Raw genomic sequence first — 21,001 nt, 5'->3', positions numbered from 1 at the left:
ACCTACTCAGCCGATTGGGTTGTTCTCCTGATTCTCCTTGGATGTCTATGTCCGGTCTCCCAGCCGCTACGGTTCGTCGATTGCAAAAGCTGCCCCAGGTGCCCTCCGTGTGGGAAGGGGATCGTCACAAGCTCTCAGGATCGCCACCCATGGGATCCCAAACGGAAGGGGAGTGCATTCTTTGGGTAGATGGCGTTCAGGGCGTGGTACGGGCCATGGAAGTGGTGCCCGCCGATTCTGGCTTTGAGCCGATGGTGCGAACCTTGATTGTGGCCATGGAGCGGCCCCATGCTGCCTCACCTGCTCGCCCCCAGAAGATCATCGTGCGGGATCGAGAGGTGCAATTTTTCTTGCGCGGCATTCTGCACGAGCTGGACATTAAGGTGGAATGCCAGCCGGAATTGCCTCTAATCGATGAGATCCTTCAGAGCTTTGAAGAGGCCAACGAACGGATCCCTCCCCCTCTGCCGGAACACTATGTTGAGTTGCTGGCCGGCAAAGCCCTTACCCTCTGGCGAGATGCTCCCTGGGATTACCTAGAGGATCACCAAATCCTGGCGATCGACCTAAATCACTGGGATATCCAAACCCTTTACGTCTCGGTCATGGGGCGGTTGGGCATGGAGTATGGGGTACTTTTCTATCGCTCGCTGCCCTCCCTCAAACAGTTTCGCCAGGATGCGGGCCAGCCGGATACTCCCGAAGAGATGGAGGAAGCCTTCCTCAGACAAGATTGTCTCTATCTCACATTCCAAGCTCGCAATCCTGAACTTAACGAACTGCCGGATCTGGACTTGGCAGATTTGGATCCTGAGGAAGTTGAGCCGAACTTTGGCACCATTCACCCCCTGGAAGGCTTGCGCGTGACTTTGCAGGAGGACGAGGCAGCGGTCTTATCGGTGGCCCTGGAAGCCTTGCATCGCTTCTTCAAGCAGTACCACCGCAAGCTGGAAGATGACTTTCGCTCCTATCAAGGTCGGTACCGCATTCCCAACCCCCAAGAGAAGGGAGCAACCCTTTCGGTGCAGGTGCGCACTCTGCCGGACGTGGCTGAAGAGCTGCTGGAGCTGGAAGGGGAGGAGGAAGAACCTGCCCAAACCCTGCTGCGGGATGATTTGGTGCCGGAAGGGGCGCAGATAGGTCTGGGGGTCTTGCCGTGGACAACGGTGGAAATGCTGCGGCGCACGGGGCAATGGCATCCCCTCCCCCAAAGCAAGCTGGTGAAAAATGGAGAAGGGCTGCCGGTGGTGATTGTGCGCACCTCTCGATCAAAAGCAAAGCAGCTCATCGAGAATTTGCGTGGGGAAGGTGGGCCGCAAGGCGTTTGTTTCAACACAGGGGTGGATCCCTTCGATGGCGATCGCTACGACCTGGAAATTGTGCAAACGGGCAATCGTGACCTGCACCTGTTTGGGGAGTTTCCCGAAGATGATCCCGTCCACTCCATGGCTCGCAAGCGCTGGGAGCGGCGTTGCCGGGATACGGGTGGCTATTGCGGCTTGGTGGTGGCGATGGGGGTGAATTCTACGCGCCCAGAGCTGCAAGTGCGCCACATTCTGGCCCTGTTTGAGATGCAGGCTTTGAACCCAACGGGACTGGGACTGGGGCCGATGGTGCGGATTAGCCGACAATTGCACTTGCCTTGACCGTCCAGATGGAGGCAGGTTAGGTGCTGCTGGTAACCTGAGCAACTTTCTCCCAGCCGGGATCCCTTCTTTCTATCTCTGGCAGGTTTACCGGGCGGTGATTCGGTTTTTCCAGGGATCCACGCTATCTTGGCTCTGGTTCTGATACATTTACGCTGAACACTGCTGAGCATTATCGCTCAACGGTGCAGCGATAGCATCCTGCCCACTGCTGAACAGGATGGCGGTATCCCGCAAAGCTCTGAGCATAACACCCAGAGCGCCTTGCCAATCTCGTGGTAGCCTATGGTTGCACTTGGGGCATCTGAACACCTTTGCACCACCCAACTTAGTGTGGATGTGCCCGCACTTGGTACAGGTTTTGCTGGTGTACGCTTCCGATACTTCCACGACGGCCACGTTTTTCTTTTGGGCTTGAAACTTCAGGAACTGCTTGAACCGATAGTGCGCCCAGGTGAGCATCGCCCTCGCCGTCTTGCTACCAAACTTCCTCCCCGCCTTGGCAACCATCTTGGCTGACTCGAAAGTGGGGAGGAATATCAATCGGTAGTTATCCGTCAGGAACGCCGCTACCTTGCGATGGCACTCGTCCACCAAGTTCCTGATTCTCTCCCGCAGACGAAACGCCGCTTGCCGCATTCGCCTACGCTTGGGTCTCGGTGCTTTACTCAGCCTAGACTGCAGATCGTCTAGGTGGTAGCACAGCCGAACGATCCTGCCAAAGTCTCCCTTGGCGATATCTACAAAGCCCGCCCCATCAAACCCTGTAAGGAAGCTTCTTACTCCAGGATCAAGTGCGATCACCCCCTTTGCTAACGAACACTGCTCGTTCACGGGCTCAGGAAAGATAGCATACCATCTGTCTTTCACCCGCATTAGCTCAGTTCCACGTGCCCATTCTCTGGGCATCTCCTCGGATGCACGGAACGCCAAACCTCGGGTGAGTTTCGGATACCACCTGCCCTGACTGAAATTACTGTTGTTGAACTGCAAGGTGTGGGTCTTATCCCTCACACTGCGAAACCTCGCGTCTTTGCTTCGGCGAAACGCCAACCACGCCTCGACGACCGCGTTCTGCTTGATGTGACAAGGGGCGTCCTTCACCCACCCAGGCAGGTCGGAGCGCAGGATGATGTCCCGCAGCTTTCTGGCCGTTTTTGGGGCACCATGCTGACGCTGATAGGCAATCGCTTGGTTGTAGCAGTACCGGCACGCCGCTTGCCACCGCTTCCAAACTTTAGCCAGCGCTGGTTCCGGATAAATCCGTATCTTTCTCGATTGCAGCCCGATACTTCCTGAGTCCGTAGAGCCGACTGCTGAAGCAGTGCAGGATGGTGAGGATATCCTCAACCAGTTCCTGTTGGGGAGAAAGGTGATCGTCATCGAGAACCAAGATTTCGCATCCGTATTGACGGCAGTACCACTCAACGAACTCAAATCCAAACCGGCAGAGTCGATCCCGGTGAGCGACCACAATCGTTCCGACATCTCCCGCACGAACTCGTTCCAATAAGGCAAGGAACTTTGGTCTTTTGAAGTCGAGACCGCCGCCAACCTCTCCGACCACTTCGGCTCCAGGATAGAGGTTAACCAGTCTTGCAATCTGTCTCTCCAAGTCTGACTTTTGCCCTCGACTGCTGACTCGGGCGTACAAAACGACTCGTTTGACTTTTCTTGGCGTTCTGATGTAGCTGTCGAGGTCATACCTTCTTGCCCTACCAGATGGAGTACGTATTGCTTTGATCCAGCCTTTCTGTTCCCATCGCCTCAAGGTGTGGAGACACACCCCAAAATAATCCGCCGCTTCTCTCGGTTTTACATACCTAGCCATACCAAGCAGCCATACTGAACATACTGTACATTATTTTCAGTATAGTCCAGCGTATCATTGACTAGAGTCATGCTCTCCTGGGTGCTGACCGGCAAAATAGCTCGACAAAGCATCTCGACAAAGCATACAGTGGCCCTATCATCTGGGGGCTCTGGTATTGACCCTCAGTTTGTGGCAAGTGCTTGGAGTTTAGGGCAAGGGATCCCAAGTATCCTGCCGCCGCAGGGTAGCTTGTCGCAGCCGAGCCAAGTTGGCCGATCCGGTGCAAAAGGCAACAATGCGCAGCTCCTCGATCACGGCGCGAAAGGTGTCCACCACTGCCTGCATCTGTCCTTGGGAGACGGCGTGTAAAGCGGGGGCGGCCATACCCACCACATCGGCTCCCAGACGGATAGCTTTGGCCGCGTCGATGCCATTGCGGATGCCGCCGCTGGCCACCAGGGGTAAGTCCGGCAGCAGGCGACGAATTTCCAGCAGGGACAAAGCCGTTGGGATCCCCCAATCCCTAAAGCTGTGGGCGATGCGTTTCTTGAGAGCATCTGGTTGGCGATGGGCCTCCACCTCGCTCCAACTGGTGCCGCCCGCCCCCGCCACATCCAGGGCTGCCACGCCGCATTCGGCCAGCTGCTGGGCTACTTTGGCACTGAGGCCATTGCCCACTTCCTTCACCACCACCGGCACCGGTAACTGCGCCACCAACCGTTCGATGCGGCCATACAATCCACGCCAGTCGGGATCCCCTTGGGGCTGAACCGCCTCCTGGAGAGGATTGAGGTGCAGAATCAGCGCATCCGCCTCGATCATCTCCACCGCCCGTCGCGCCTGCTCCACCCCATAGCCGTAGTTGAGCTGAACGGCACCCAGGTTGGCCAGCAGCAGAATATTCGGGGCCACTTGGCGCACCTGGTAAGTCCGGGCTAGCTCTGGATGTTCCAAGGCTGCCCGCTGGGATCCCACCCCCATGGCAATGCCCAACTGTTGGGCGGCAGCGGCCAGTTGTCGGTTCAACTCACGGGCAGCCTTTGTTCCCCCCGTCATGCTGCTGATGAGCAGGGGTGCCTGTAGGCGTTTTCCCAAGAACTCGCAGCTCAGGTCGATCTCCGACAACAGCAGCTCCGGCAGCGCCACGTGCTCAAAGAAAAACCGCTCAAAGCCGGTGCGGATCCCTTTGGCAGCCACATCCTGCTGCAGAACAATGTCCAGGTGATCCTGTTTGCGCTCGGAAATGGGGGGGAGAGAATTGGCCATCATGTCAGCAGTGCGGAGCACCTTGGTCTTGGTAGAGATTGTCAGTCTATAACGCCGCGCGCTGCCAAAAGCGAACAGCATTGCCCATTCGCGCTAGCGGGACGGAGTCCAAGGTGACTCGCTATCTACTGGGACAGCAGTGCGGTTCCCGGTAGGGTGCCGGAGGCATAGCACTGTCGCGTCAGCGGTGCGGAGCACTATGATGTGGGCGGGATCCCAACCGAACAGCCATGCAACCCTTGCACATCTTGCTGGCAGAAGGCAACCCTCATCTGCGCAGCTTGCTGTGTTGGCATTTGCAACAGGCCGGACACCAAGTTTGGGAAGCAGAGACCCTTCGCCAAGCAAAGACTCTGCTGCAACACCAGCCCATTCACCTGCTGATTTTGGATGCGGAGCTGTCCAACCGCGGCGGGCTGCAATTGTGCCGGTGGGCCCATCGCCAGTACGATCTGCTGATTTTGCTACTCTCCCACCGGGGATCCGAAGCGGACATTATCGCCGGCCTAGAAGCAGGAGCGGACGATTACCTCACCAAGCCCTTTAGTATGCAACTGCTGGATGCCCACCTTCTAGCCTTGGCTCGGCGGCGACAGCGTCATATCCCCCCTACCTTTCTGCAGTACGGGGATCTCAAAATTGACCTGGTGCAACGGCGCGTCGCCTTGGCTGGGGAAGGGATCGACCTCACGCCCCAGGAGTTTAGCCTGCTGATGGTGCTGGTGCAGGCGGATGGGGATCCCGTCTCTCGTCTAGAGCTACTAGAGCGAGCATGGCCGGATTCCACCGATAACCCTCGCACCGTCGATACCCATATCCTCTCGTTGCGCAAAAAGCTGGAACGGGATCCGCGCCAGCCCAGCTTGATCCACACAGTGCGCAATGTCGGCTACTGCTTTGGCCTCAGCCCCCCGCTGCTTCAGGAACAGAAAACTCTGTCAGCCGCTGCAGGCGATTCAGGATCTGGGCCTCAGCGGCAGCGTCGTGGAGTCGCAGCGTCAGGCGAAGCACCTACTAAGGAATAGCTAGTTAACGTCAATTCCGCTAGGCAGAATCGGGATTGCTCAGTTGCAGCAGAGACCGGCGCACCCGCTGCTCCAGAGCCAGGTTGTGATGTTGGCGGCTGACCTGCAAAGCTGCCTGCAAATCCGAAAAAGCTGTTGCTTTATCTCCCATATTCCAGTAGGCCAGCCCTCGTCCGTACAAGCCATACTCGTCGGAGAGGTCAATCCGGTTCATATCCGCTTCCAGGCGAAAGGCCCGCTCGTAGTCGTCCAAAGCAGCTTTGATCTCCCCCAGCGCATAGAGAAGGTTGCCCCTGCTGTAGAGGACGTTGGGCTGTTGGGGTTCTATTTCTAGGCTGCGGCTGAGGTCGGCAATGGCCTCGTCAAAGTGATCACCACAGGCATAAGCCACACCCCGCTGGTAGTAATGGGCCGGGCTGGGATCCCAGTAAATAGCCTGCGACCAATCGGACAAAGCCGCCTCCCAGGTGCCCAGGTAGCTGTGTAAACGGGCCCGCTGGGAATGGGCAAGCGCTGAGGTGGGATCCAAGCGAATGGCTTCATCCAGATGAGCTAGGGCCAAAGGCAGGGATCCCTGTTGCATGAGCAGGTTGGCCAAGCTGAGGTGGTGGGGGACATTGGGGTGTAGGCGCACCAGCTCAGCAAACTCCGCCGTTGCTCCCTGGAGATCCCCCTGAGATTGACGAATCAGCCCGCGATAAAAATAGGGTTCTGGTCGCCGCGGGGCCAACCGGATCGCCTGGCCGAAATCCTCCAGGGCCTGGGGAACTTGGCCGAGGGCAAAGTAGGCTTCTCCCCGCAAAATGTAGGCGTTGGCCAGGCAGGGATCCCGTTGCAGAGCCAAGCTGAGCTGTTCAATAGCCCCCAGCAAATCCCGGTTCAGCCACCGTTCTCGACCACGGTTGTAGGCCAAGATGGCCGGACGGGTAAAGGCAGAGATGGCGGCTGCACCCACCAGGCCCATCACTGCCAAAAGACGATCCTGCCGCCAGCTGGCCATGCTCCCCAGCAACAGGGCAACCGCAATCAAAAGGCGCAAACCGGCAGAGTCGTGGGCTCTGAACATACTGCTCCGCACCGCTGTTACGAGCGTATCCTGTTTTTTTAATCTGCTCGCGAGCTTCTCTCTGATTCTGCCCGATTTGGCAGCGAAAAACGCCGAACAGCTCAAGCCCAAAAAGCTCCCGTAGCTCACTTGGATCAAGAGTAGAAAGGGGATCCCCGTGCTCCTCCCAACCCTTTAGCTTGTGGGGGTGTGGGGGTAGCTAAGCCCCGCACTGTACCCGTAGCGTCAGTGTCGGGATACAGAGACCCCCACATGGTGTATGATGAGAGTAGTTGCACAAGGCGGCTTTGCCGGAATCTGGTGCAGCTACGCGGTGGGACATCCCGTGTCTGCTCGCAGAGGGTTCTTGCGTAGGCTCCCCGATGAAGCGAGAAGCCCACACTGTACCCGTAGGGTCAGTGATGGGAGTATGTCACGCCCAGAGCATCAACCGCAGCTCATAGGGATCGTGCATATCGGGGTGGAAGGGGAGCAAGCGGATGGCTAACCCTTGCAAGCCGCTGGCCTCATAGCAAATCTGGCCGGAAAAGATGGCCCGATCCTCCAGCGTCTCCACATAGCGCAGGGAGATTGCCTGTCCTTTCTGAATCTGGCCCTCATCATTGACCGGCCCCTGGTAAGCTTGCACGATCACATCCTGAGGTTGCAGGGATCCCAGCCGCACTTCCACCGTCACGGTGAGGGGATCCCTGGCCATCACCACTTGGTCATCCTGTGCCAAGGCAAGGCCGGCAGCGGCAGCTTTCTTCGGGGTTTCGATCTGGACGTTGAGAACCTGGATGTTGTACCAATGCTCCTGCAGGTGGTTTTGCCAACGAACGAACTGGCGGGCCGACTCGAAGTGGTCACGGCGCATGCGGTCGAAGTAGTTGCTGAGAGGAATGTAGGCTCGCTGGACGTACTCCAACACCATGCGCTGCGTGCTGAACTGGGGGCAATTGAGGCGAATCGCCTGCTTCATGCGCTGGATCCACTGATGGGGTAGGCCATCGCTGCCGCGCTGGTAGAAGAGAGGGGCAACCTCCTGTTCCAGCAAGTCGTAGAGGGCATTCGACTCCACCTCATCTTGATAGGCGCGATCCTCATACTCCTCACCGCGGCCAATGGGCCAGCCGGTCTGGTAATAGTCAGCCTCGTCCCACCAGCCGTCCAAAATACTGAGGTTCTGTCCACCGTTGGCTGCCGCCTTCATGCCACTGGTGCCGCTGGCCTCCCGGGGGCGCAAGGGGTTGTTCAGCCACACATCCACCCCGGCCACCATCAAGCTGGTGACATACATGTCGTAGTCCTCAATGAAAACCAAGCGCTGGCGAAACTCCGGCTGCCGCGACACATGCACAATTTGGCGGATCAGCTCTTTGCCGGGTATGTCGCCGGGGTGGGCCTTGCCGGCAAAGATAAACTGCATCGGGTACTGAGGATGGTTGAGCAAAGCCTTGAGCCGTTCCAGGTTGTGGAACAAAAGGGTGGCCCGCTTGTAGGTGGCAAAGCGGCGGGCAAACCCAATGGTAAGCACCTCCGGGTTGAGGGCCTCAGAGGCCCGTTGGATCTCAGCCGCTGAGGCAGCCCGTTTCTGGAGCTGTTCCATCAAGCGCTCGCGGGTAAAGTTAATCAGGCGGGAGCGGCTGCGCTCGTGGGCCCGCCACAATTCCCCATCCGGAATCCGATCCACCTTTTGCCAGAGGGGATCCGAAGGAGGAGCCTCTGCCCAATCCGGCCCCAGGTAGCGGTCGTAGAGGGCTTGGTTCTCCTCCCCCACCCAGGTGCGGACATGTACCCCGTTGGTGATGGAAGTAATCGGCACTTCTTCCAGCGGGATCCCAGGCCACAGCCGGCTGAACATCTTGCGGGAAACCGCCCCATGCAGCTTGCTCACACCGTTCACAAAAGAGGCCATGTTGATGGCCAGCACTGCCATGCTGAAGGGAGATTGGAAGTCGCCAGTATTTTCCCGTCCCAAAGCCAAAAAGCGCTCCCGGCTCAGGCCCATCTGGCTGTAGTAGAAGCCGAGGTAGTAATCGATCTTGTCGGGCGGGAATAGGTCGATCCCGGCGGGCACCGGCGTGTGGGTGGTAAACATCTGGCTGGACTTGGCCACCTGCCAGGCCTCTTCAAAGCTCAGCCCCTGCTCCACCATCAACAGGCGAATCCGCTCTACTGCCAAAAAGGCCGAGTGCCCTTCGTTCATGTGGTAGACGGTGGGATGGATGCCAAGGGCGCGCAAAGCCCGCACGCCGCCGATCCCCAGCATGATCTCCTGGTGGATGCGCAGATCTTGGTCGCCACCGTACAGCTCATCGGTGATGTCTTGGTCGTACTGGCTGTTGGGCTCGATGTTGGTGTCCAGAAGATAGAGGGGCACCCTCCCCACCGTCACCTTCCAAATGCGGGCGAACACCTTGCGGTTGGGATAATCCACCTCAATGCGAATTTCGCGGCCCTCCGCATCTCTCTGCAGCTCCAGGGGCATGTTAAAGAAATCGTTAACTGGGTAGCGTTCCTGCTGCCAGCCGTCGGGGTTGAGGTACTGGCGGAAATACCCCTTTTGGTAGAGCAAGCCCACACCCACCAGGGGCAAGCCCAGGTCGCTGGCCGCCTTGAGGTGATCCCCGGCCAAAACCCCCAAGCCGCCTGAGTAGAGGGGTAGACAATCCGCCAAACCAAACTCTGCCGAAAAATAGGCGTAGCACTCCCCTTCCACCGCTTGGGCCGAACGATACTTGCGGTACCAAGTGTCTTCCTGCAGATAGCTCTGCAGTTGTTGGCTGGCCCGTTCCAACTGGGCCAAAAAGCCGGGATCCTCCGCCAACTCATCCAGCCGTTCCTGCCGGATCCGGCCCAGAAGAGCCACCGGGTTGTGGCTGCAGGCATCCCACAGATCCGGATCCATGCGCCGGAATAGGCTGCGGGTTTCTACGTTCCAACTAAAATGCAGGTTGTAAGCCAACAAGCGCAGACTTTCCAGCGGAGTAGGCAGGTAGGGAGTGACCTTAAACGTGCGTAGCGGCTTCATAAAGACTGGGAGGAGCGTTGTTTCCACTGTCAGGCTACCTTGCCCTCAGCCTGAGGGCGTGGCTTTTTAACTTGAATGTCGATTTGTAATCCAGTGGATGCCGAGCTGTAATCCAACGGCTGCTCGAACTCCCTCAGGGCTCTATTTGGGATGGATCCGACTGCCCCACTGGCCGATACGATCGCTGCTATTGCCACTGCGGTGGTGCCTGAACAGGGCAGCGTGGGGATTGTACGCCTTTCCGGGTCACGAGCCCTTCCCATTGTCCAAGCCATCTTTACCCCTGCCCGCCGCAACGCAGTCTGGGAGAGCCATCGGCTCCTCTACGGCTGGATCCGCGACGAGAAAGGCCAAATCCTAGACGAAGCGCTGGCCGTTTGGATGCAGGCCCCCCGTTCTTACACCCGCGAAGATGTGGCAGAGCTGCATTGCCACGGTGGCATCATGGTGGTTCAGGCCACGTTGCAACAATGCCTGCGGCAGGGGGCGCGGCTGGCTCAGCCGGGGGAGTTTAGCCTGCGCGCTTTTCTGAATGGCCGCATTGACCTCACCCAGGCCGAGAGTGTGGCCGATCTGGTGGCGGCCCGCTCCCCTCAGGCGGCCCGGATGGCCCTAGCAGGCTTGCAGGGTAAGTTAGGGGGATCCATTCGCGCCCTGCGCCAGGAGCTGCTGGGTTTGTTGGCAGAAATTGAGGCTCGCCTCGACTTTGAAGAGGATCTGCCCCCCTTGGATGTTGCCGCTTGGCAGGCCCGGCTCCAAGCTATTCAAGCCCAGATGCAAGCCCTGCTGGCCACGGCAGAACGGGGACAACTGCTGCGCACCGGGGTGAAGGTGGCCATTGTCGGGAGGCCCAATGTGGGCAAGTCCAGCCTGCTCAATGCTTGGTCAGGACAGGATCGGGCCATCGTCACCGATCTGCCCGGCACCACCCGCGACGTGGTGGAATCCCACCTGGTGGTGAAAGGGATCCCCGTTCAACTGCTGGACACTGCCGGCATCCGCGCCACCGAAGATCCGGTGGAACGGCTGGGGGTGGAGCGCTCCCAACGCCTAGCTCAGGCTGCCGATGTGCTGGTACTGGTCATCGATGCCCAAGCGGGCTGGACGGCTGCCGACGCTGCCATCTATGAGTCTGTCCGCCATCGCCCCCTCATCCTGGTGATCAACAAAACCGACCTCGCCCCGCCAGAGGGGATCCCTCTCCCCCCCGAGATTGCCCACCGCGTCCCCGCCGTTGCCGCCCAAGGGAAAGGGATCCCGGAGCTGGAAGAAGCCCTGGAGCAGCTTGTCACCCAGGGACGTCCCCAGCCCAATCTGGAGATAAGCCTGAACCAGCGGCAGGCCGCTGCCCTCCAACAAGCCCAAGCCAGCCTGGAACAGGTGGGGCAGGCCATCCAAGCTCAGCTCCCCCTGGACTTTTGGAGCATCGACCTACGGGGCGCCCTGCATGCCCTTGGCCAGATCACCGGCGAGGAGATCTCGGAATCGGTGCTGGATCAGATTTTCAGCCGCTTCTGCATCGGCAAGTAACTCTATAGACTCCTCCTAACTCATACTCATTTTGAGTTTGTGTTACTATGGGCTCAGTTGGGAAGCCGAAGCGGATCCCCGATAATGGAAACACAGTTAGGAGGTTGGCCATGGTTACCGCCGAGAAAACCCGTCTCTACCCCACCCAGATCGACTTGCCGGCAGAGGCTCGCGCGCAACTGGTGGAGCTGCTCAACCAGTCCTTGGCAGACACGTTGAATCTGAAGACGCAGGTGAAACAGGCCCACTGGAACGTTAAAGGCATGCACTTCATCGCCTTGCACGAGATGTTCGACACTTTTGCCAGCACCCTGGAAAACTACGTGGACATGCTGGCGGAACGGGTTACGGCGCTGGGGGGCATCGCCCGCGGCACGGCTCGCATCGTTGCCCAAACCTCCACCTTGCCGGAGTACGATCTGGCCGCTGAAGAGGGTCGGGATCACCTGCAGGCTTTGGCAGCCCGTTACGCTCAATATGCAGCTTCCGTCCGCCGCAACATTGACCGCACCACCGAACTGGGGGATGCCGACACAGCAGACCTGTTCACCGAGATCTCGCGCCAGATCGACAAAGATCTTTGGTTCATCGAGGCTCACCTGCAGGCGTGACGCCAGCGAGGCCAGTCACAGGCAAGTGGGGCAAGCAAAATGGGCGTTAACGTTCCCCTCCTGTATTTGGTGGCTCTGGCCAGTATCCTCGGCGTGGCGGGCTTCTTTGTCCTGCGGGAGGTGCTGCGGGTACGGGCCCAGGAAAAGGTCATCCGTGAGCTGCAGCCCCGCCTGAGCAAAGGCAAGGGATCCCCGCAGGAGCACTACGAGTTGGGCAGCGTCTATTTGCAAAAAGGCCTCTACGACCAGGCGGTTGCTCAGCTCAAAAAAGCCCTAGAAGTGGCCGGGGAGAACATTCCCCCCGTCTGCAACGCCCTCGGTTTTGCCTACTTCAGCCAGGGGCAGTATGACTTGGCCATCCGCTACTACAAGGATGCCGTGGCTGCGGATCCCGGTTATGTAACTGCTTGGAACAATCTGGCCCATGCCTATGAGAAGAAAAATCTCTATGGCCCAAGCCTGGAAGCTTACGAAACTGCCCTGAAGTTGGATCCCCGAAATGCCATTGCTAAGCGCCGCTCGGAGTCTCTGCGCAAACGGTTGCAGCCCAGCCCCTGAGGATCCCATCTGCAATTTCATCCGCAGAAATACTCTTGACCGCAGCACAGTTGTCCATAGGAGTTGGCTCTAAAGACTCCATCCTGCCTGTGCAGGCACTTCCTTATCCTCTCAAAAGAAGATTGATAATATTGAAATCTTGAGTGCAAATGTAAGATCCGGTATCGTGTTGCCTGGGCTGGTATTATGTCTTAAATAAAACGAGAGGCCATTTCATGGATTCGCAATCGGTAGCACCTGTGGTTTTGGTGATCCTGGATGGCTGGGGTTATCGGGATGCTCTCGATGGCAACGCGGTGCTGGCTGCGGAAACCCCTGTCCTGGATAGCCTTTGGGCTGCCTATCCCCACACCCTGCTGCAAGCTTCGGGTCGGGCCGTGGGCCTGCCGGCAGGACAGATGGGCAACTCTGAAGTCGGGCACCTGACCTTGGGGGCAGGGCGGGTGGTGCCGCAGGAATTGGTGCGCATCAGCGACGCGATAGAGACAGGATCCCTCTTCCAGGATCCCTTGTTGATGCAAGTTTGTCGCCAGCTCAGAGAGCGAGGGGGCCGTTTTCACTTCGTTGGCCTTTGCTCCGAGGGGGGGGTTCACTCCCACATCGACCATCTCTATGGGTTGCTCAAGCTGGCGGCCCAGGCTGAGATTCCGGCCTATGTCCACGCCATCACCGATGGCCGCGACACCTTGCCCCGCGATGGTGCCAGGGTTCTGGCCGCCCTGGAAAAAGAGCTGCAATGGCTGGGCAATGGCGTCATCGCCACCCTGAGCGGACGCTACTACGCCATGGATCGGGATCGCCGTTGGGAGCGCACCCAAAAGGCCTACGAGGTCATGACCCAAGACGGCCCTGGCCGTGGACAAAGCGCCGCGGAGGTGATGGAAGCTTTCTATGCCCAGGATCTCACAGACGAGTTCATCCCGCCCACCCGCCTGGCTCCGGGGGCTGTGCAGCCGGGAGATGCGGTGCTTTTCTTCAACTTCCGCCCAGATCGCGCCCGCCAACTTACCCAAGCCTTTGTCTGCCCAGATTTCTCAGGCTTTCAGCGCCCCTTGCTGCCGGATCTCACCTTCATCACCATGACTCAGTACGAGGCGGAGCTGCCGGTGCAGGTGCTTTTCAAGCCGCAGAACCTGGATCACCTGCTGGGCCAAGTGGTGAGCGAGGCCGGCCTCAAGCAATTGCGCATTGCCGAGACGGAAAAATACGCCCATGTCACCTACTTCTTCAACGGCGGCATCGAGCAGCCCTTCCCCGGCGAAGATCGCATCCTGGTGCAAAGCCCGCTGGTGACCACCTACGACCAGGCGCCGGAGATGTCGGCAGTGGAAGTGACCGACAAAGCGATAGAGGCCATCGCCCGCCGCGAATACAGCCTGGTGGTGCTCAACTATGCCAATCCCGACATGGTAGGTCACACCGGCAACTACGAAGCCACCATCCGCGCCCTGGAAACGGTGGATCGCTGTTTGGGCCGGCTGCTGGCGGCAGTGGTGGATGCAGGAGGCACCACTTTGATCCTGGCGGATCACGGCAATGCCGAGCTGATGTGGGATGAGAACGGCAACCCCTGGACGGCCCACACCACCAACCCCGTTCCCTGCATTCTGGTGGAGGGGGAAAGGCGCAAAATCCCCGGCTGTGGCGGCGATGTCAAGTTGCGCTCCGACGGCACTTTGGCTGATGTGGCCCCCACCCTGCTGGAGATCTTGGGCCTGCCTCAGCCCCCCGAAATGACAGGACGTTCGCTTTTGCAGCCGGCAGAATACACCATCCTCCAGCGGCAACCCAGTCCTGTGGGGCGGTAGGTGCCAGGGATCCCTTACTCCGTCACCGGGATCCCTTCTTGGGCCAGCCATGCTGTTAGCTCTCCCCAGTTGCGATAGACAGCCAGAACCCGTGAGCGATCGGGGTGATAGGGGGCAGCCAAGCGCTCCAACTGCAAAAAGCGGGCCTGGGGAGGGATCACCGCCGCTTCGGGATCGGGGGGAGTGGGTCGGCGCAAGGAGCTGCTGTAGCCGCGGTAGATCAGCACCAGATCAGACTCTCCCTCGCTTTCCACCTCCACCCGGAGCACCTCCTGCGGGTGGTCTTGGCTATAGCGCTCCAAGGCCAAGGGCCAAGGCAGGGCCCTCATGCTTCCAGTTCCCCCTTATCAGTTCCGGGTCGCAGCCGCCAGACAAAGTAGAGGCTGTAGAGCAGGTAGGCCACCAGTCCCCAGGCCCCCACGCTCCCCAGCAGCTCCGGCGATACATTGGGATGGAAGATCTCCCGAAACCCCAGCGGTGGCCCAAACCAAGCCCGGCAATCCTCTGGCAGAGAAGTGCGGAAAGCACAGGGCACAAAGGCCCCCGAAAAGAGGATCCCGGCCCCCATATAACCAGTCAGGCCCCACCGCCAGAGCAAAAAGGCTCGCGCCGCCCAGCTTCTCGACTGCTCGAGAGCAGCACTCCAGTCCCGCCAAAACCAAAGACAAACCAAGATCAACAGCCGCGCCATTGCTCCACTGAGAAAGCTGACGGGCAGGCCCCCAATCATCAGGTACACCGTCACCGCCAAGAGGCTCGATACCCGCCAATAAACGATCAATAGCTGAATCAAGGGCCGCAACCCCACCGCAAAAGCCCAAATCAGCAGCAGCAATGGCATCACCACCGTCAGCGCCACTGCCAAGCGGTAGTCCAGCCAGATTGCATCCACCAGCCAACTCTGGGGAGTCATCCTCACCCTCTGCCACTCCTGCCCCTTAGTATATGAAACCTGGGGGATCCAGGGCGGGACACAGAGAGTTACGGAATGTTAACGCCTGCTGACCATCCCCAGCAAAACTTTACACCAGACAGCTTTCAGAAAGTTTTCCATTTTGCCGCTACCGATCCCCGAAAGTGGTAGATTCTTAGCTAGCTCCTCAGAGGAGCATGACTCTAGTCAATAATAAGCTCAACTATACTGAAAATAATGTATAATATGTTCAGTACGGATTACTACTAGTTGATCTTTCTGTTTACTTTCGAGTCTGCCAACATGGTAGCCAAAGCAAAGCAGAAAATTGGTAGTAAGACGACACGGAAACTGCGCTTTGGGTATTCTACTCAAAGCTTTGCGGGATACCGCCATTCTGTTTGGAAACAAACAGAATGCTATCGCTGCATAGTTGAACAGTGATGTTCAGCAGTGTTCAGCGTAAATGTATCAGTATCCCTGTCGTTCGGAAGGCCAGCTGCCTGTCTGAGCGACCAGCGGAGTCTCCTTCAGACCTTGGCCCAACTTAATCTCATTAAGTATTGTTACTTAATCGTGTTATCTTGGGTTAAGGTCAAACCTTGAGAGGCATGACCTCGAAACCATGGCCCGTTCTTCCAGACTCCTCTCTCACAGTTCTACCCGTTGGAAGGCGACCCAGTGGAAGCCCAGACCACTGCCTCCCTTGGAGAATGCACCTCCTTCTCCGAAGCGGGAGGAAGAGACAGGGGATCCAGTTGCGTCAGAGCCACCCCTTGCCCTGGGGAAGCCCGATTTGGCGAGGAAGGTGAAGGGTGGAGCTAGGGGGGCAGCAGTTGCTGGCAGCGGGAGCTATGAAGCGCTGCAGCTGTGGCTGGTGCTGGTTACCTTGGGGGTAAGTCTGGCCATTGCCGTGGGAGTGGCCCTGGTTTACTCTCTGGGGGTAGCTGCCAACTACTTGCTGGGGGCGGTTGTTGGCGTGGTTTATCTGCGCATGCTGGGCCGCGGCGTAGCGGAGCTGGGCAAAAGCCGCAACCGTTTGGGGGTGACGCGTTTGGCTCTGTTTGTCGGGCTGATCGTTTTAGCCACTCAGGTGAAGTCTTTACAGATATTGCCCATTTTCCTGGGGTTCATGACCTACAAGGTCACCCTGCTCATTCATCTTGTCCAGACCTTGACCCGTTCATCTTCTTCTGTGTGATGCCCATGAACCTGTCCTTCTCCTCTCCTCCTCTTTTGGCAGAACTCGAGGTCGGCCATCACCTTTACTGGCACCTGGGCAAATTCACGGTTCACGGGCAGGTTTTGATCGCCAGCTGGATCGCCATTGCCCTGATCTTGACGGTGGTCATTTTGGGCACCCGTCAACTGCAGCGGGAGCCGGCTGGCCTGCAAAACTTTGTCGAGTATGCCCTGGAATTTGTGCAAAGCATTGCCCGAGCCCAGATTGGCGAGAAAAACTTCCGGCCCTGGGTACCCTATGTCGGCACCTTGTTCCTGTTTATCTTTGTCTCCAACTGGATGGGCAACCTCTTCCCGTGGAAGCTGATTCCTCTGCCGGAAGGGGAGTTGGCCTCCCCCACCAACGACATCAACACCACTGCCGGGTTGGCGCTGCTCACCAGCATCATGTATTTCGTGGCCGGCATCAGCAAGCGGGGGCTGTCTTACTTCAAAAAGTACATCGAGCCTACCCCGATTCTGCTGCCCATCAACGTTTTAGAAGATTTCACCAAGCCCCTTTCCCTGAGTTTCCGTCTATTCGGCAACATCCTGGCAGAAGAGCTGGTGATTGCGGTGTTGGTGTTGCTGGTGCCCTTGTTTATCCCCGTGCCGGTGATGGTTCTGTTCCTGTTTACGGGGGCAATTCAGGCTTTGATCTTCTCAACCCTCTCGGCAGCTTACATTGGAGAGGCGCTGGAAGGTCATGGAGGAGGGGATCACCGTGATTGAGGCCGCTGTTCGGTCGATCCACCTTGGCCCTTTTCGGGAAAATCATCTCAAGGGGGTCAGCGCAAGGGATCCCTTCTCTGGTAAGGTTTGTTGGGGCCGACAAGTTATGCTGAAGGCCGCCGACAAAGGGGTGAGCGAGGTCGATTTACTGAGCCCGGATCATCCCAAGGCTGAAAAGCGCTGTTGCTTTTGTATCGATGGTTTGTGAATGACAAGGAGCATCTCATTATGGATCCGTTAACCTCTGCTGCTTCTGTTTTGTCTGCTGCTCTGGCCATTGGCCTGGGATCCCTGGGTCCCGGTCTGGGTCAGGGGAATGCTGCCGCTGCCGCCATGGAGGGGCTGGCCCGTCAGCCCGAAGCGGAAGATAAGATCCGCGGCAACTTGCTGGTCAGCTTGGCTTTCATGGAAGCTTTGACCATCTACGGCTTGGTGGTGGCGCTGGTGCTTTTGTTCGCCAACCCCTTTGCTTAACTCTCATTGGGGGCGGACTGCATTGATTTACCCATCCGCCCGCCCCCTCACCCAGCTCCATCTCAGACTCAGTTCCTGTTGGGGTTGCAACGTCATGTTCTTTCCAACCTTGTTGGCTGTTGAAGCGGCTGAAAAAGGTGGTCTTTTCGATCTGGATGCCACCCTGCCCCTGATTGCCATTCAGTTTTTGCTGTTGGTGGCAGTGCTCAACTCCCTCTTCTATGAGCCGGTTACGCGGGCTATCGACAGCCGCAACGACTACATCCGCACCACTCAAGCGGAAGCCCAAGAGCGGTTGGACAAGGCGGTGTCGTTGACCCGACAGTATGAGTCTGAGATCAGCCAGGCCCGCTTGCAAGCCCAGCAGGTGATCGCTGAGGCAGAGGCTGCAGCTGCTCGCATTCGTTCCGAGAAACTGGCTGCCGTGCAGGCAGAGATCCAGCAGAAGCTGGAGGCGGCGCGGCTACAGGTCGAGCAAGAGAAGCAGGCAGCCCTCGAACAGCTGCAGCAGCAGGTGGATGCCATTGCCGCCCAGATTACCCAGAAACTGTTGGGCAGTGCTCGTTAGATCGCTGGTTGGAAGTACTTTTGGAGGAGCTTGCGATGCCTGTGTGGAGTTGGGTGGCCGGTTGGATCTTGGCTGTGGCCGAGACCACGGAGCTACTCCCAGAAGCCAAGGCAGGAGAGGGGGATCTCTTGGCCAAGATTCTCGAGAGCAACCTGATCAACATCGCGATCATTCTCACCTTGCTGTTTATCTTGGGTCGCAAAGTGGTGGGAGAAGCCCTGGCCAAGCGGCGGGAGGGGATCCTAGAAGAACTGCGGCAAGCGGAGCAGCGCAAGCGGGAAGCCATCGAGAGGCTGGCGGAGGAGCAGCAAAAGCTGGCCCAGGCTCAGCAGGAGGCTGAACGTATCCGCAAGCAGGCGGAAGCCAACGCCGAAGCCCGTCGGCAAGAGTTGTTGGAGCAGGCGGAGCGGGAAGTGGAGCGGCTGCGGGCCAATGCTGAGAAAGAGTTGTCCAGCGAGCAGGAGCGGGTTTTTCAGGAGTTGCGTCGGCAGATCGTTCGCCAAGCCCTGAGCAAGGTGGAGCAGGAGTTGCCGCAGCACCTCAACGAAGAGGTTCACCGCAGCCTGATCGAGAAAGGGATCCAAATGATTGCCCGCTAACTCTCAAGGAGGAGAAAGGTATGATCAGCAGCACAATGGCTGAGAAGGTGGTGGATCCCTATGCCGAGGCTCTCATTGCTCTTGGGTCAGGCCAGGGATTGCTGGACACTTTTGCCGCCGATATGCGCTTTATTGCCGAGGTTTTGCGGGCTACGCCGGAGCTGGGCCAGTTTCTCGCCAACCCGGTGATCAAGGCCGAGGCCAAAAAGAACCTGCTGCAGCAAGTATTTGCCGATCAGATCCACCCTCTGCTGCTGAATGCGCTGAAGTTGTTGACCGACCGCCGCCGTATCATGTTTCTCGGGACTGTTTGCCGGCGCTTTTTGGATCTGCAGCGGAAGCTCCAGAACATCGTCCTGGCCGAGGTGACGACGGCGATACCCTTGACGGAAGCTCAGCAGCAGTCAATTCGCGAGCGGGTGATGGACTTCACCCAGGCCAGCGGTGTGGAGTTGCAAGCCACTCAGGATCCGGAGCTGCTGGGAGGGGTGGTCATCAAGATTGGATCCCAGGTGATCGACCTCAGCTTGCGTGGACAGTTGCGCCGGCTGGCCTTGCAGTTGGCCTAAGTTGTTTTTTGAGGATCCCTTCCCGTTACCTTGAGAGGACTGCTATGCCTACCATTCGCCCAGACGAGATTAGCACCATCATCAAACAGCAGATCGAGCAGTACAACCAGGAAATGCAGGTCTCCAACGTGGGGACAGTTCTGCAGGTGGGGGATGGCATTGCCCGCATCTACGGTTTGGATAAGGTGATGGCCAGCGAGCTGCTGGAATTTGAGGATGGCACCACCGGTATTGCCCTCAACCTGGAAGAAGACAACATCGGTGCCGTGCTGATCGGCTCCGGGCGAAATATCCAGGAGGGATCCACCGTCAAATCTACGGGCAAAATCGCCAGCATCCCCGTGGGGGAAGCCCTCTTGGGCCGCGTGGTGGATCCCCTGTGCAACCCCCTCGACGGCAAAGGCCCGATCCAGTGTACGGAGTCTCGCCTGATCGAATCTCCGGCACCTGGCATTGTCGATCGCCGCTCTGTGTACGAGCCCCTGCAAACCGGCATTACCGCCATCGATGCCCTGATCCCCATCGGGCGGGGGCAGCGGGAACTGATCATCGGCGACCGCCAAACCGGCAAGACCACCGTTGCGGTGGACACGATCCTGAACCAAAAAGGGCAGGATGTGATCTGCATTTACGTGGCCATTGGTCAGAAGCAGAGCACCATCGCCCAGGTGGTGGGCATCCTGACCGAGCGAGGGGCTATGGACTACAGCATTGTGGTGGCTGCCGGCGCCGATAGCCCGGCCCCGTTGCAGTGGCTGGCCCCCTACTGTGGCGCCACCATTGCTGAATACTTCATGTACCAGGGCAAACACACCCTGGTGGTCTATGACGACCTCTCCAAGCAGGCGGTGGCTTATCGGCAAATGTCGCTGCTGCTGCGCCGTCCACCCGGTCGGGAAGCTTATCCTGGGGATGTGTTCTACCTGCACTCGCGGCTATTGGAGCGAGCCGCCAAGCTGAGCAGCCAACTGGGAGAGGGATCCATGACGGCGCTGCCGATCGTGGAAACCCAGGCCAATGACGTGTCGGCCTACATTCCCACCAATGTTATCTCCATCACCGATGGGCAGATCTTCTTGGAATCGGATCTGTTCAACGCTGGCATCCGCCCGGCCATCAACGTCGGGATTTCCGTCAGCCGCGTCGGCTCGGCAGCTCAGACCAAGGCGATGAAAAAGGTGGCTGGCTCCATCAAGGTGGAACTGGCGCAATACCGCGATCTGGAGGCCTTTGCCCAATTTGCCTCTGACCTGGATGAGGCTACCCAAAAGCAACTGGCCCGCGGCCAACGGCTGCAGGAGTTGCTGAAGCAGCCACAGTACTCTCCCCTGTCTCTGGATCAGCAGGTGGCCATTATCTATGCGGGGACGCGAGGCTATTTGGATGACATTCCGGTGGAGAAGGTCTCCAGCTTCAAACAGGGCCTTTTGGCTTACCTGGGCACCACCCATCCCAAGTACGGCGAGATCGTCCTCTCCACCAAGCAGCTCACCGACGAGGCAGAAGAAATCTTGAAAACGGCCATCACAGAGTTCAAGCAGAGCTTCGTGGCCAAGGCGGCCTAGGGTGACGCGGATCTCTCCTGGCCC

At 58.4% G+C, this 21,001-nt stretch carries 20 protein-coding genes; 13 read left to right on the top strand and 7 right to left on the bottom strand.

Annotated elements, in window-relative coordinates:
- Positions 1-47 precede the first annotated feature (47 nt).
- Positions 48-1,646: a DUF6930 domain-containing protein gene (locus ACVWZJ_RS05950; RefSeq protein ID WP_457395256.1), complete on the top strand. Its 1,599-nt coding sequence runs from the start codon at positions 48-50 to the stop codon at positions 1,644-1,646.
- 150 nt (positions 1,647-1,796) lie between these two features.
- On the opposite strand, the gene ACVWZJ_RS05945 is transcribed toward ACVWZJ_RS05950, so the two are convergent.
- The 3 genes from ACVWZJ_RS05945 to fni all read right to left on the bottom strand — a co-directional run bounded on the left by ACVWZJ_RS05945 (position 1,797) and on the right by fni (position 4,725).
- Positions 1,797-2,996: an RNA-guided endonuclease InsQ/TnpB family protein gene (locus ACVWZJ_RS05945; protein WP_457395299.1), complete on the bottom strand. Its 1,200-nt coding sequence runs from the start codon at positions 2,994-2,996 to the stop codon at positions 1,797-1,799.
- The gene (locus ACVWZJ_RS05940; protein WP_457395253.1) at positions 2,884-3,477 is read right to left on the bottom strand and encodes an IS607 family transposase; all 594 of its coding nucleotides are present in this window, start codon (positions 3,475-3,477) and stop codon (positions 2,884-2,886) included. The genes ACVWZJ_RS05945 and ACVWZJ_RS05940 overlap by 113 nt, the downstream gene beginning before the upstream one ends.
- 189 nt (positions 3,478-3,666) lie before the next feature.
- Positions 3,667-4,725 carry a type 2 isopentenyl-diphosphate Delta-isomerase gene (fni, locus tag ACVWZJ_RS05935; RefSeq protein ID WP_457395296.1) on the bottom strand — a complete coding sequence of 353 codons (1,059 nt, stop codon included), beginning with the start codon at positions 4,723-4,725 and terminating at the stop codon, positions 3,667-3,669.
- A 230-nt stretch (positions 4,726-4,955) separates the two neighbouring features.
- On the opposite strand from fni, the gene ACVWZJ_RS05930 reads away from it, so the two are divergent.
- The gene (locus ACVWZJ_RS05930) at positions 4,956-5,750 is read left to right on the top strand and encodes a response regulator transcription factor (protein ID WP_457395250.1); all 795 of its coding nucleotides are present in this window, start codon (positions 4,956-4,958) and stop codon (positions 5,748-5,750) included.
- A 19-nt stretch (positions 5,751-5,769) separates the two neighbouring features.
- Here ACVWZJ_RS05930 and ACVWZJ_RS05925 read toward each other — a convergent pair whose 3' ends face one another.
- Both ACVWZJ_RS05925 and glgP read right to left on the bottom strand, forming a co-directional pair.
- A complete protein-coding gene (locus tag ACVWZJ_RS05925; RefSeq protein WP_457395247.1) occupies positions 5,770-6,816 on the bottom strand; it encodes a tetratricopeptide repeat protein in 1,047 nt (348 codons plus the stop codon).
- A gap of 412 nt (positions 6,817-7,228) precedes the next feature.
- Complete coding sequence (gene glgP, locus ACVWZJ_RS05920; protein ID WP_457395244.1) at positions 7,229-9,829, bottom strand: alpha-glucan family phosphorylase; 2,601 nt, start codon at positions 9,827-9,829, stop codon at positions 7,229-7,231.
- 150 nt (positions 9,830-9,979) lie between these two features.
- On the opposite strand from glgP, the gene mnmE reads away from it, so the two are divergent.
- The 4 genes from mnmE (at position 9,980) to gpmI (ending at position 14,336) form a co-directional block, all read left to right on the top strand.
- Positions 9,980-11,359, top strand: a complete 1,380-nt coding sequence (gene mnmE, locus ACVWZJ_RS05915; RefSeq protein ID WP_457395241.1) for a tRNA uridine-5-carboxymethylaminomethyl(34) synthesis GTPase MnmE — start codon at positions 9,980-9,982, stop codon at positions 11,357-11,359.
- Positions 11,360-11,469: 110 nt separating this feature from the next.
- Entirely contained in the window at positions 11,470-11,970 is a 501-nt protein-coding gene (gene dps, locus ACVWZJ_RS05910) for a DNA starvation/stationary phase protection protein Dps (RefSeq protein WP_457395238.1), read from the top strand.
- A 39-nt stretch (positions 11,971-12,009) separates the two neighbouring features.
- On the top strand, positions 12,010-12,528 hold the full coding sequence (locus tag ACVWZJ_RS05905) for a tetratricopeptide repeat protein (protein ID WP_011434229.1): 519 nt from the start codon (positions 12,010-12,012) through the stop codon (positions 12,526-12,528).
- A gap of 215 nt (positions 12,529-12,743) precedes the next feature.
- Positions 12,744-14,336, top strand: coding sequence for a 2,3-bisphosphoglycerate-independent phosphoglycerate mutase (gpmI, locus tag ACVWZJ_RS05900; RefSeq protein ID WP_457395235.1), 1,593 nt, complete (start codon positions 12,744-12,746; stop codon positions 14,334-14,336).
- A 14-nt stretch (positions 14,337-14,350) separates the two neighbouring features.
- Here gpmI and ACVWZJ_RS05895 read toward each other — a convergent pair whose 3' ends face one another.
- Together ACVWZJ_RS05895 and ACVWZJ_RS05890 are read right to left on the bottom strand one after the other, a co-directional pair.
- Positions 14,351-14,665 carry a DUF7734 family protein gene (locus ACVWZJ_RS05895; protein ID WP_414330481.1) on the bottom strand — a complete coding sequence of 105 codons (315 nt, stop codon included), beginning with the start codon at positions 14,663-14,665 and terminating at the stop codon, positions 14,351-14,353.
- Entirely contained in the window at positions 14,662-15,249 is a 588-nt protein-coding gene (locus tag ACVWZJ_RS05890) for a DUF3177 family protein (RefSeq protein ID WP_457395232.1), read from the bottom strand. The genes ACVWZJ_RS05895 and ACVWZJ_RS05890 overlap by 4 nt, the downstream gene beginning before the upstream one ends.
- Positions 15,250-16,057: 808 nt before the next feature.
- Between ACVWZJ_RS05890 and ACVWZJ_RS05885 the strand changes: the two genes are divergently transcribed.
- The 7 genes from ACVWZJ_RS05885 to atpA all read left to right on the top strand — a co-directional run bounded on the left by ACVWZJ_RS05885 (position 16,058) and on the right by atpA (position 20,977).
- Positions 16,058-16,450 carry a hypothetical protein gene (locus ACVWZJ_RS05885; protein WP_011434224.1) on the top strand — a complete coding sequence of 131 codons (393 nt, stop codon included), beginning with the start codon at positions 16,058-16,060 and terminating at the stop codon, positions 16,448-16,450.
- Positions 16,451-16,455: 5 nt separating this feature from the next.
- On the top strand, positions 16,456-17,202 hold the full coding sequence (gene atpB / locus ACVWZJ_RS05880) for a F0F1 ATP synthase subunit A (RefSeq protein ID WP_011434223.1): 747 nt from the start codon (positions 16,456-16,458) through the stop codon (positions 17,200-17,202).
- Between the two features lie 228 nt (positions 17,203-17,430).
- A complete protein-coding gene (gene atpE, locus ACVWZJ_RS05875) occupies positions 17,431-17,676 on the top strand; it encodes an ATP synthase F0 subunit C (protein ID WP_011430931.1) in 246 nt (81 codons plus the stop codon).
- Between the two features lie 94 nt (positions 17,677-17,770).
- Positions 17,771-18,244 (top strand): F0F1 ATP synthase subunit B', encoded by a 474-nt coding sequence (locus tag ACVWZJ_RS05870; RefSeq protein WP_011434221.1) that lies wholly within the window; start codon positions 17,771-17,773, stop codon positions 18,242-18,244.
- Positions 18,245-18,279: 35 nt separating this feature from the next.
- Positions 18,280-18,843 (top strand): F0F1 ATP synthase subunit B, encoded by a 564-nt coding sequence (locus ACVWZJ_RS05865; RefSeq protein WP_011434220.1) that lies wholly within the window; start codon positions 18,280-18,282, stop codon positions 18,841-18,843.
- 20 nt (positions 18,844-18,863) lie between these two features.
- Complete coding sequence (gene atpH / locus ACVWZJ_RS05860; protein ID WP_011434219.1) at positions 18,864-19,412, top strand: ATP synthase F1 subunit delta; 549 nt, start codon at positions 18,864-18,866, stop codon at positions 19,410-19,412.
- A gap of 44 nt (positions 19,413-19,456) precedes the next feature.
- Complete coding sequence (atpA, locus tag ACVWZJ_RS05855) at positions 19,457-20,977, top strand: F0F1 ATP synthase subunit alpha (protein ID WP_011434218.1); 1,521 nt, start codon at positions 19,457-19,459, stop codon at positions 20,975-20,977.
- Positions 20,978-21,001 lie beyond the last annotated feature (24 nt).

It is taken from the genome of Thermostichus sp. OS-CIW-29 (genome assembly GCF_054058195.1).
Note: the sequence above shows the minus strand (reverse complement) of the source record. Positions and strands in the feature narration are given on the sequence as shown.

Coding starts and splice junctions, on each gene's coding strand:
- ACVWZJ_RS05950 (WP_457395256.1), top strand. CDS start 48: ATGTCCGGTCTCCCAGCCGCTACGGTTCGTCGATTGCAAAAGCTGCCC.
- ACVWZJ_RS05940 (WP_457395253.1), bottom strand. CDS start 3,477: ATGGCTAGGTATGTAAAACCGAGAGAAGCGGCGGATTATTTTGGGGTG.
- fni (WP_457395296.1), bottom strand. CDS start 4,725: ATGGCCAATTCTCTCCCCCCCATTTCCGAGCGCAAACAGGATCACCTG.
- ACVWZJ_RS05930 (WP_457395250.1), top strand. CDS start 4,956: ATGCAACCCTTGCACATCTTGCTGGCAGAAGGCAACCCTCATCTGCGC.
- ACVWZJ_RS05925 (WP_457395247.1), bottom strand. CDS start 6,816: ATGTTCAGAGCCCACGACTCTGCCGGTTTGCGCCTTTTGATTGCGGTT.
- glgP (WP_457395244.1), bottom strand. CDS start 9,829: ATGAAGCCGCTACGCACGTTTAAGGTCACTCCCTACCTGCCTACTCCG.
- mnmE (WP_457395241.1), top strand. CDS start 9,980: ATGGATCCGACTGCCCCACTGGCCGATACGATCGCTGCTATTGCCACT.
- dps (WP_457395238.1), top strand. CDS start 11,470: ATGGTTACCGCCGAGAAAACCCGTCTCTACCCCACCCAGATCGACTTG.
- ACVWZJ_RS05905 (WP_011434229.1), top strand. CDS start 12,010: ATGGGCGTTAACGTTCCCCTCCTGTATTTGGTGGCTCTGGCCAGTATC.
- gpmI (WP_457395235.1), top strand. CDS start 12,744: ATGGATTCGCAATCGGTAGCACCTGTGGTTTTGGTGATCCTGGATGGC.
- ACVWZJ_RS05895 (WP_414330481.1), bottom strand. CDS start 14,665: ATGAGGGCCCTGCCTTGGCCCTTGGCCTTGGAGCGCTATAGCCAAGAC.
- ACVWZJ_RS05890 (WP_457395232.1), bottom strand. CDS start 15,249: ATGACTCCCCAGAGTTGGCTGGTGGATGCAATCTGGCTGGACTACCGC.
- atpB (WP_011434223.1), top strand. CDS start 16,456: ATGAACCTGTCCTTCTCCTCTCCTCCTCTTTTGGCAGAACTCGAGGTC.
- atpE (WP_011430931.1), top strand. CDS start 17,431: ATGGATCCGTTAACCTCTGCTGCTTCTGTTTTGTCTGCTGCTCTGGCC.
- ACVWZJ_RS05870 (WP_011434221.1), top strand. CDS start 17,771: ATGTTCTTTCCAACCTTGTTGGCTGTTGAAGCGGCTGAAAAAGGTGGT.
- ACVWZJ_RS05865 (WP_011434220.1), top strand. CDS start 18,280: ATGCCTGTGTGGAGTTGGGTGGCCGGTTGGATCTTGGCTGTGGCCGAG.
- atpH (WP_011434219.1), top strand. CDS start 18,864: ATGATCAGCAGCACAATGGCTGAGAAGGTGGTGGATCCCTATGCCGAG.
- atpA (WP_011434218.1), top strand. CDS start 19,457: ATGCCTACCATTCGCCCAGACGAGATTAGCACCATCATCAAACAGCAG.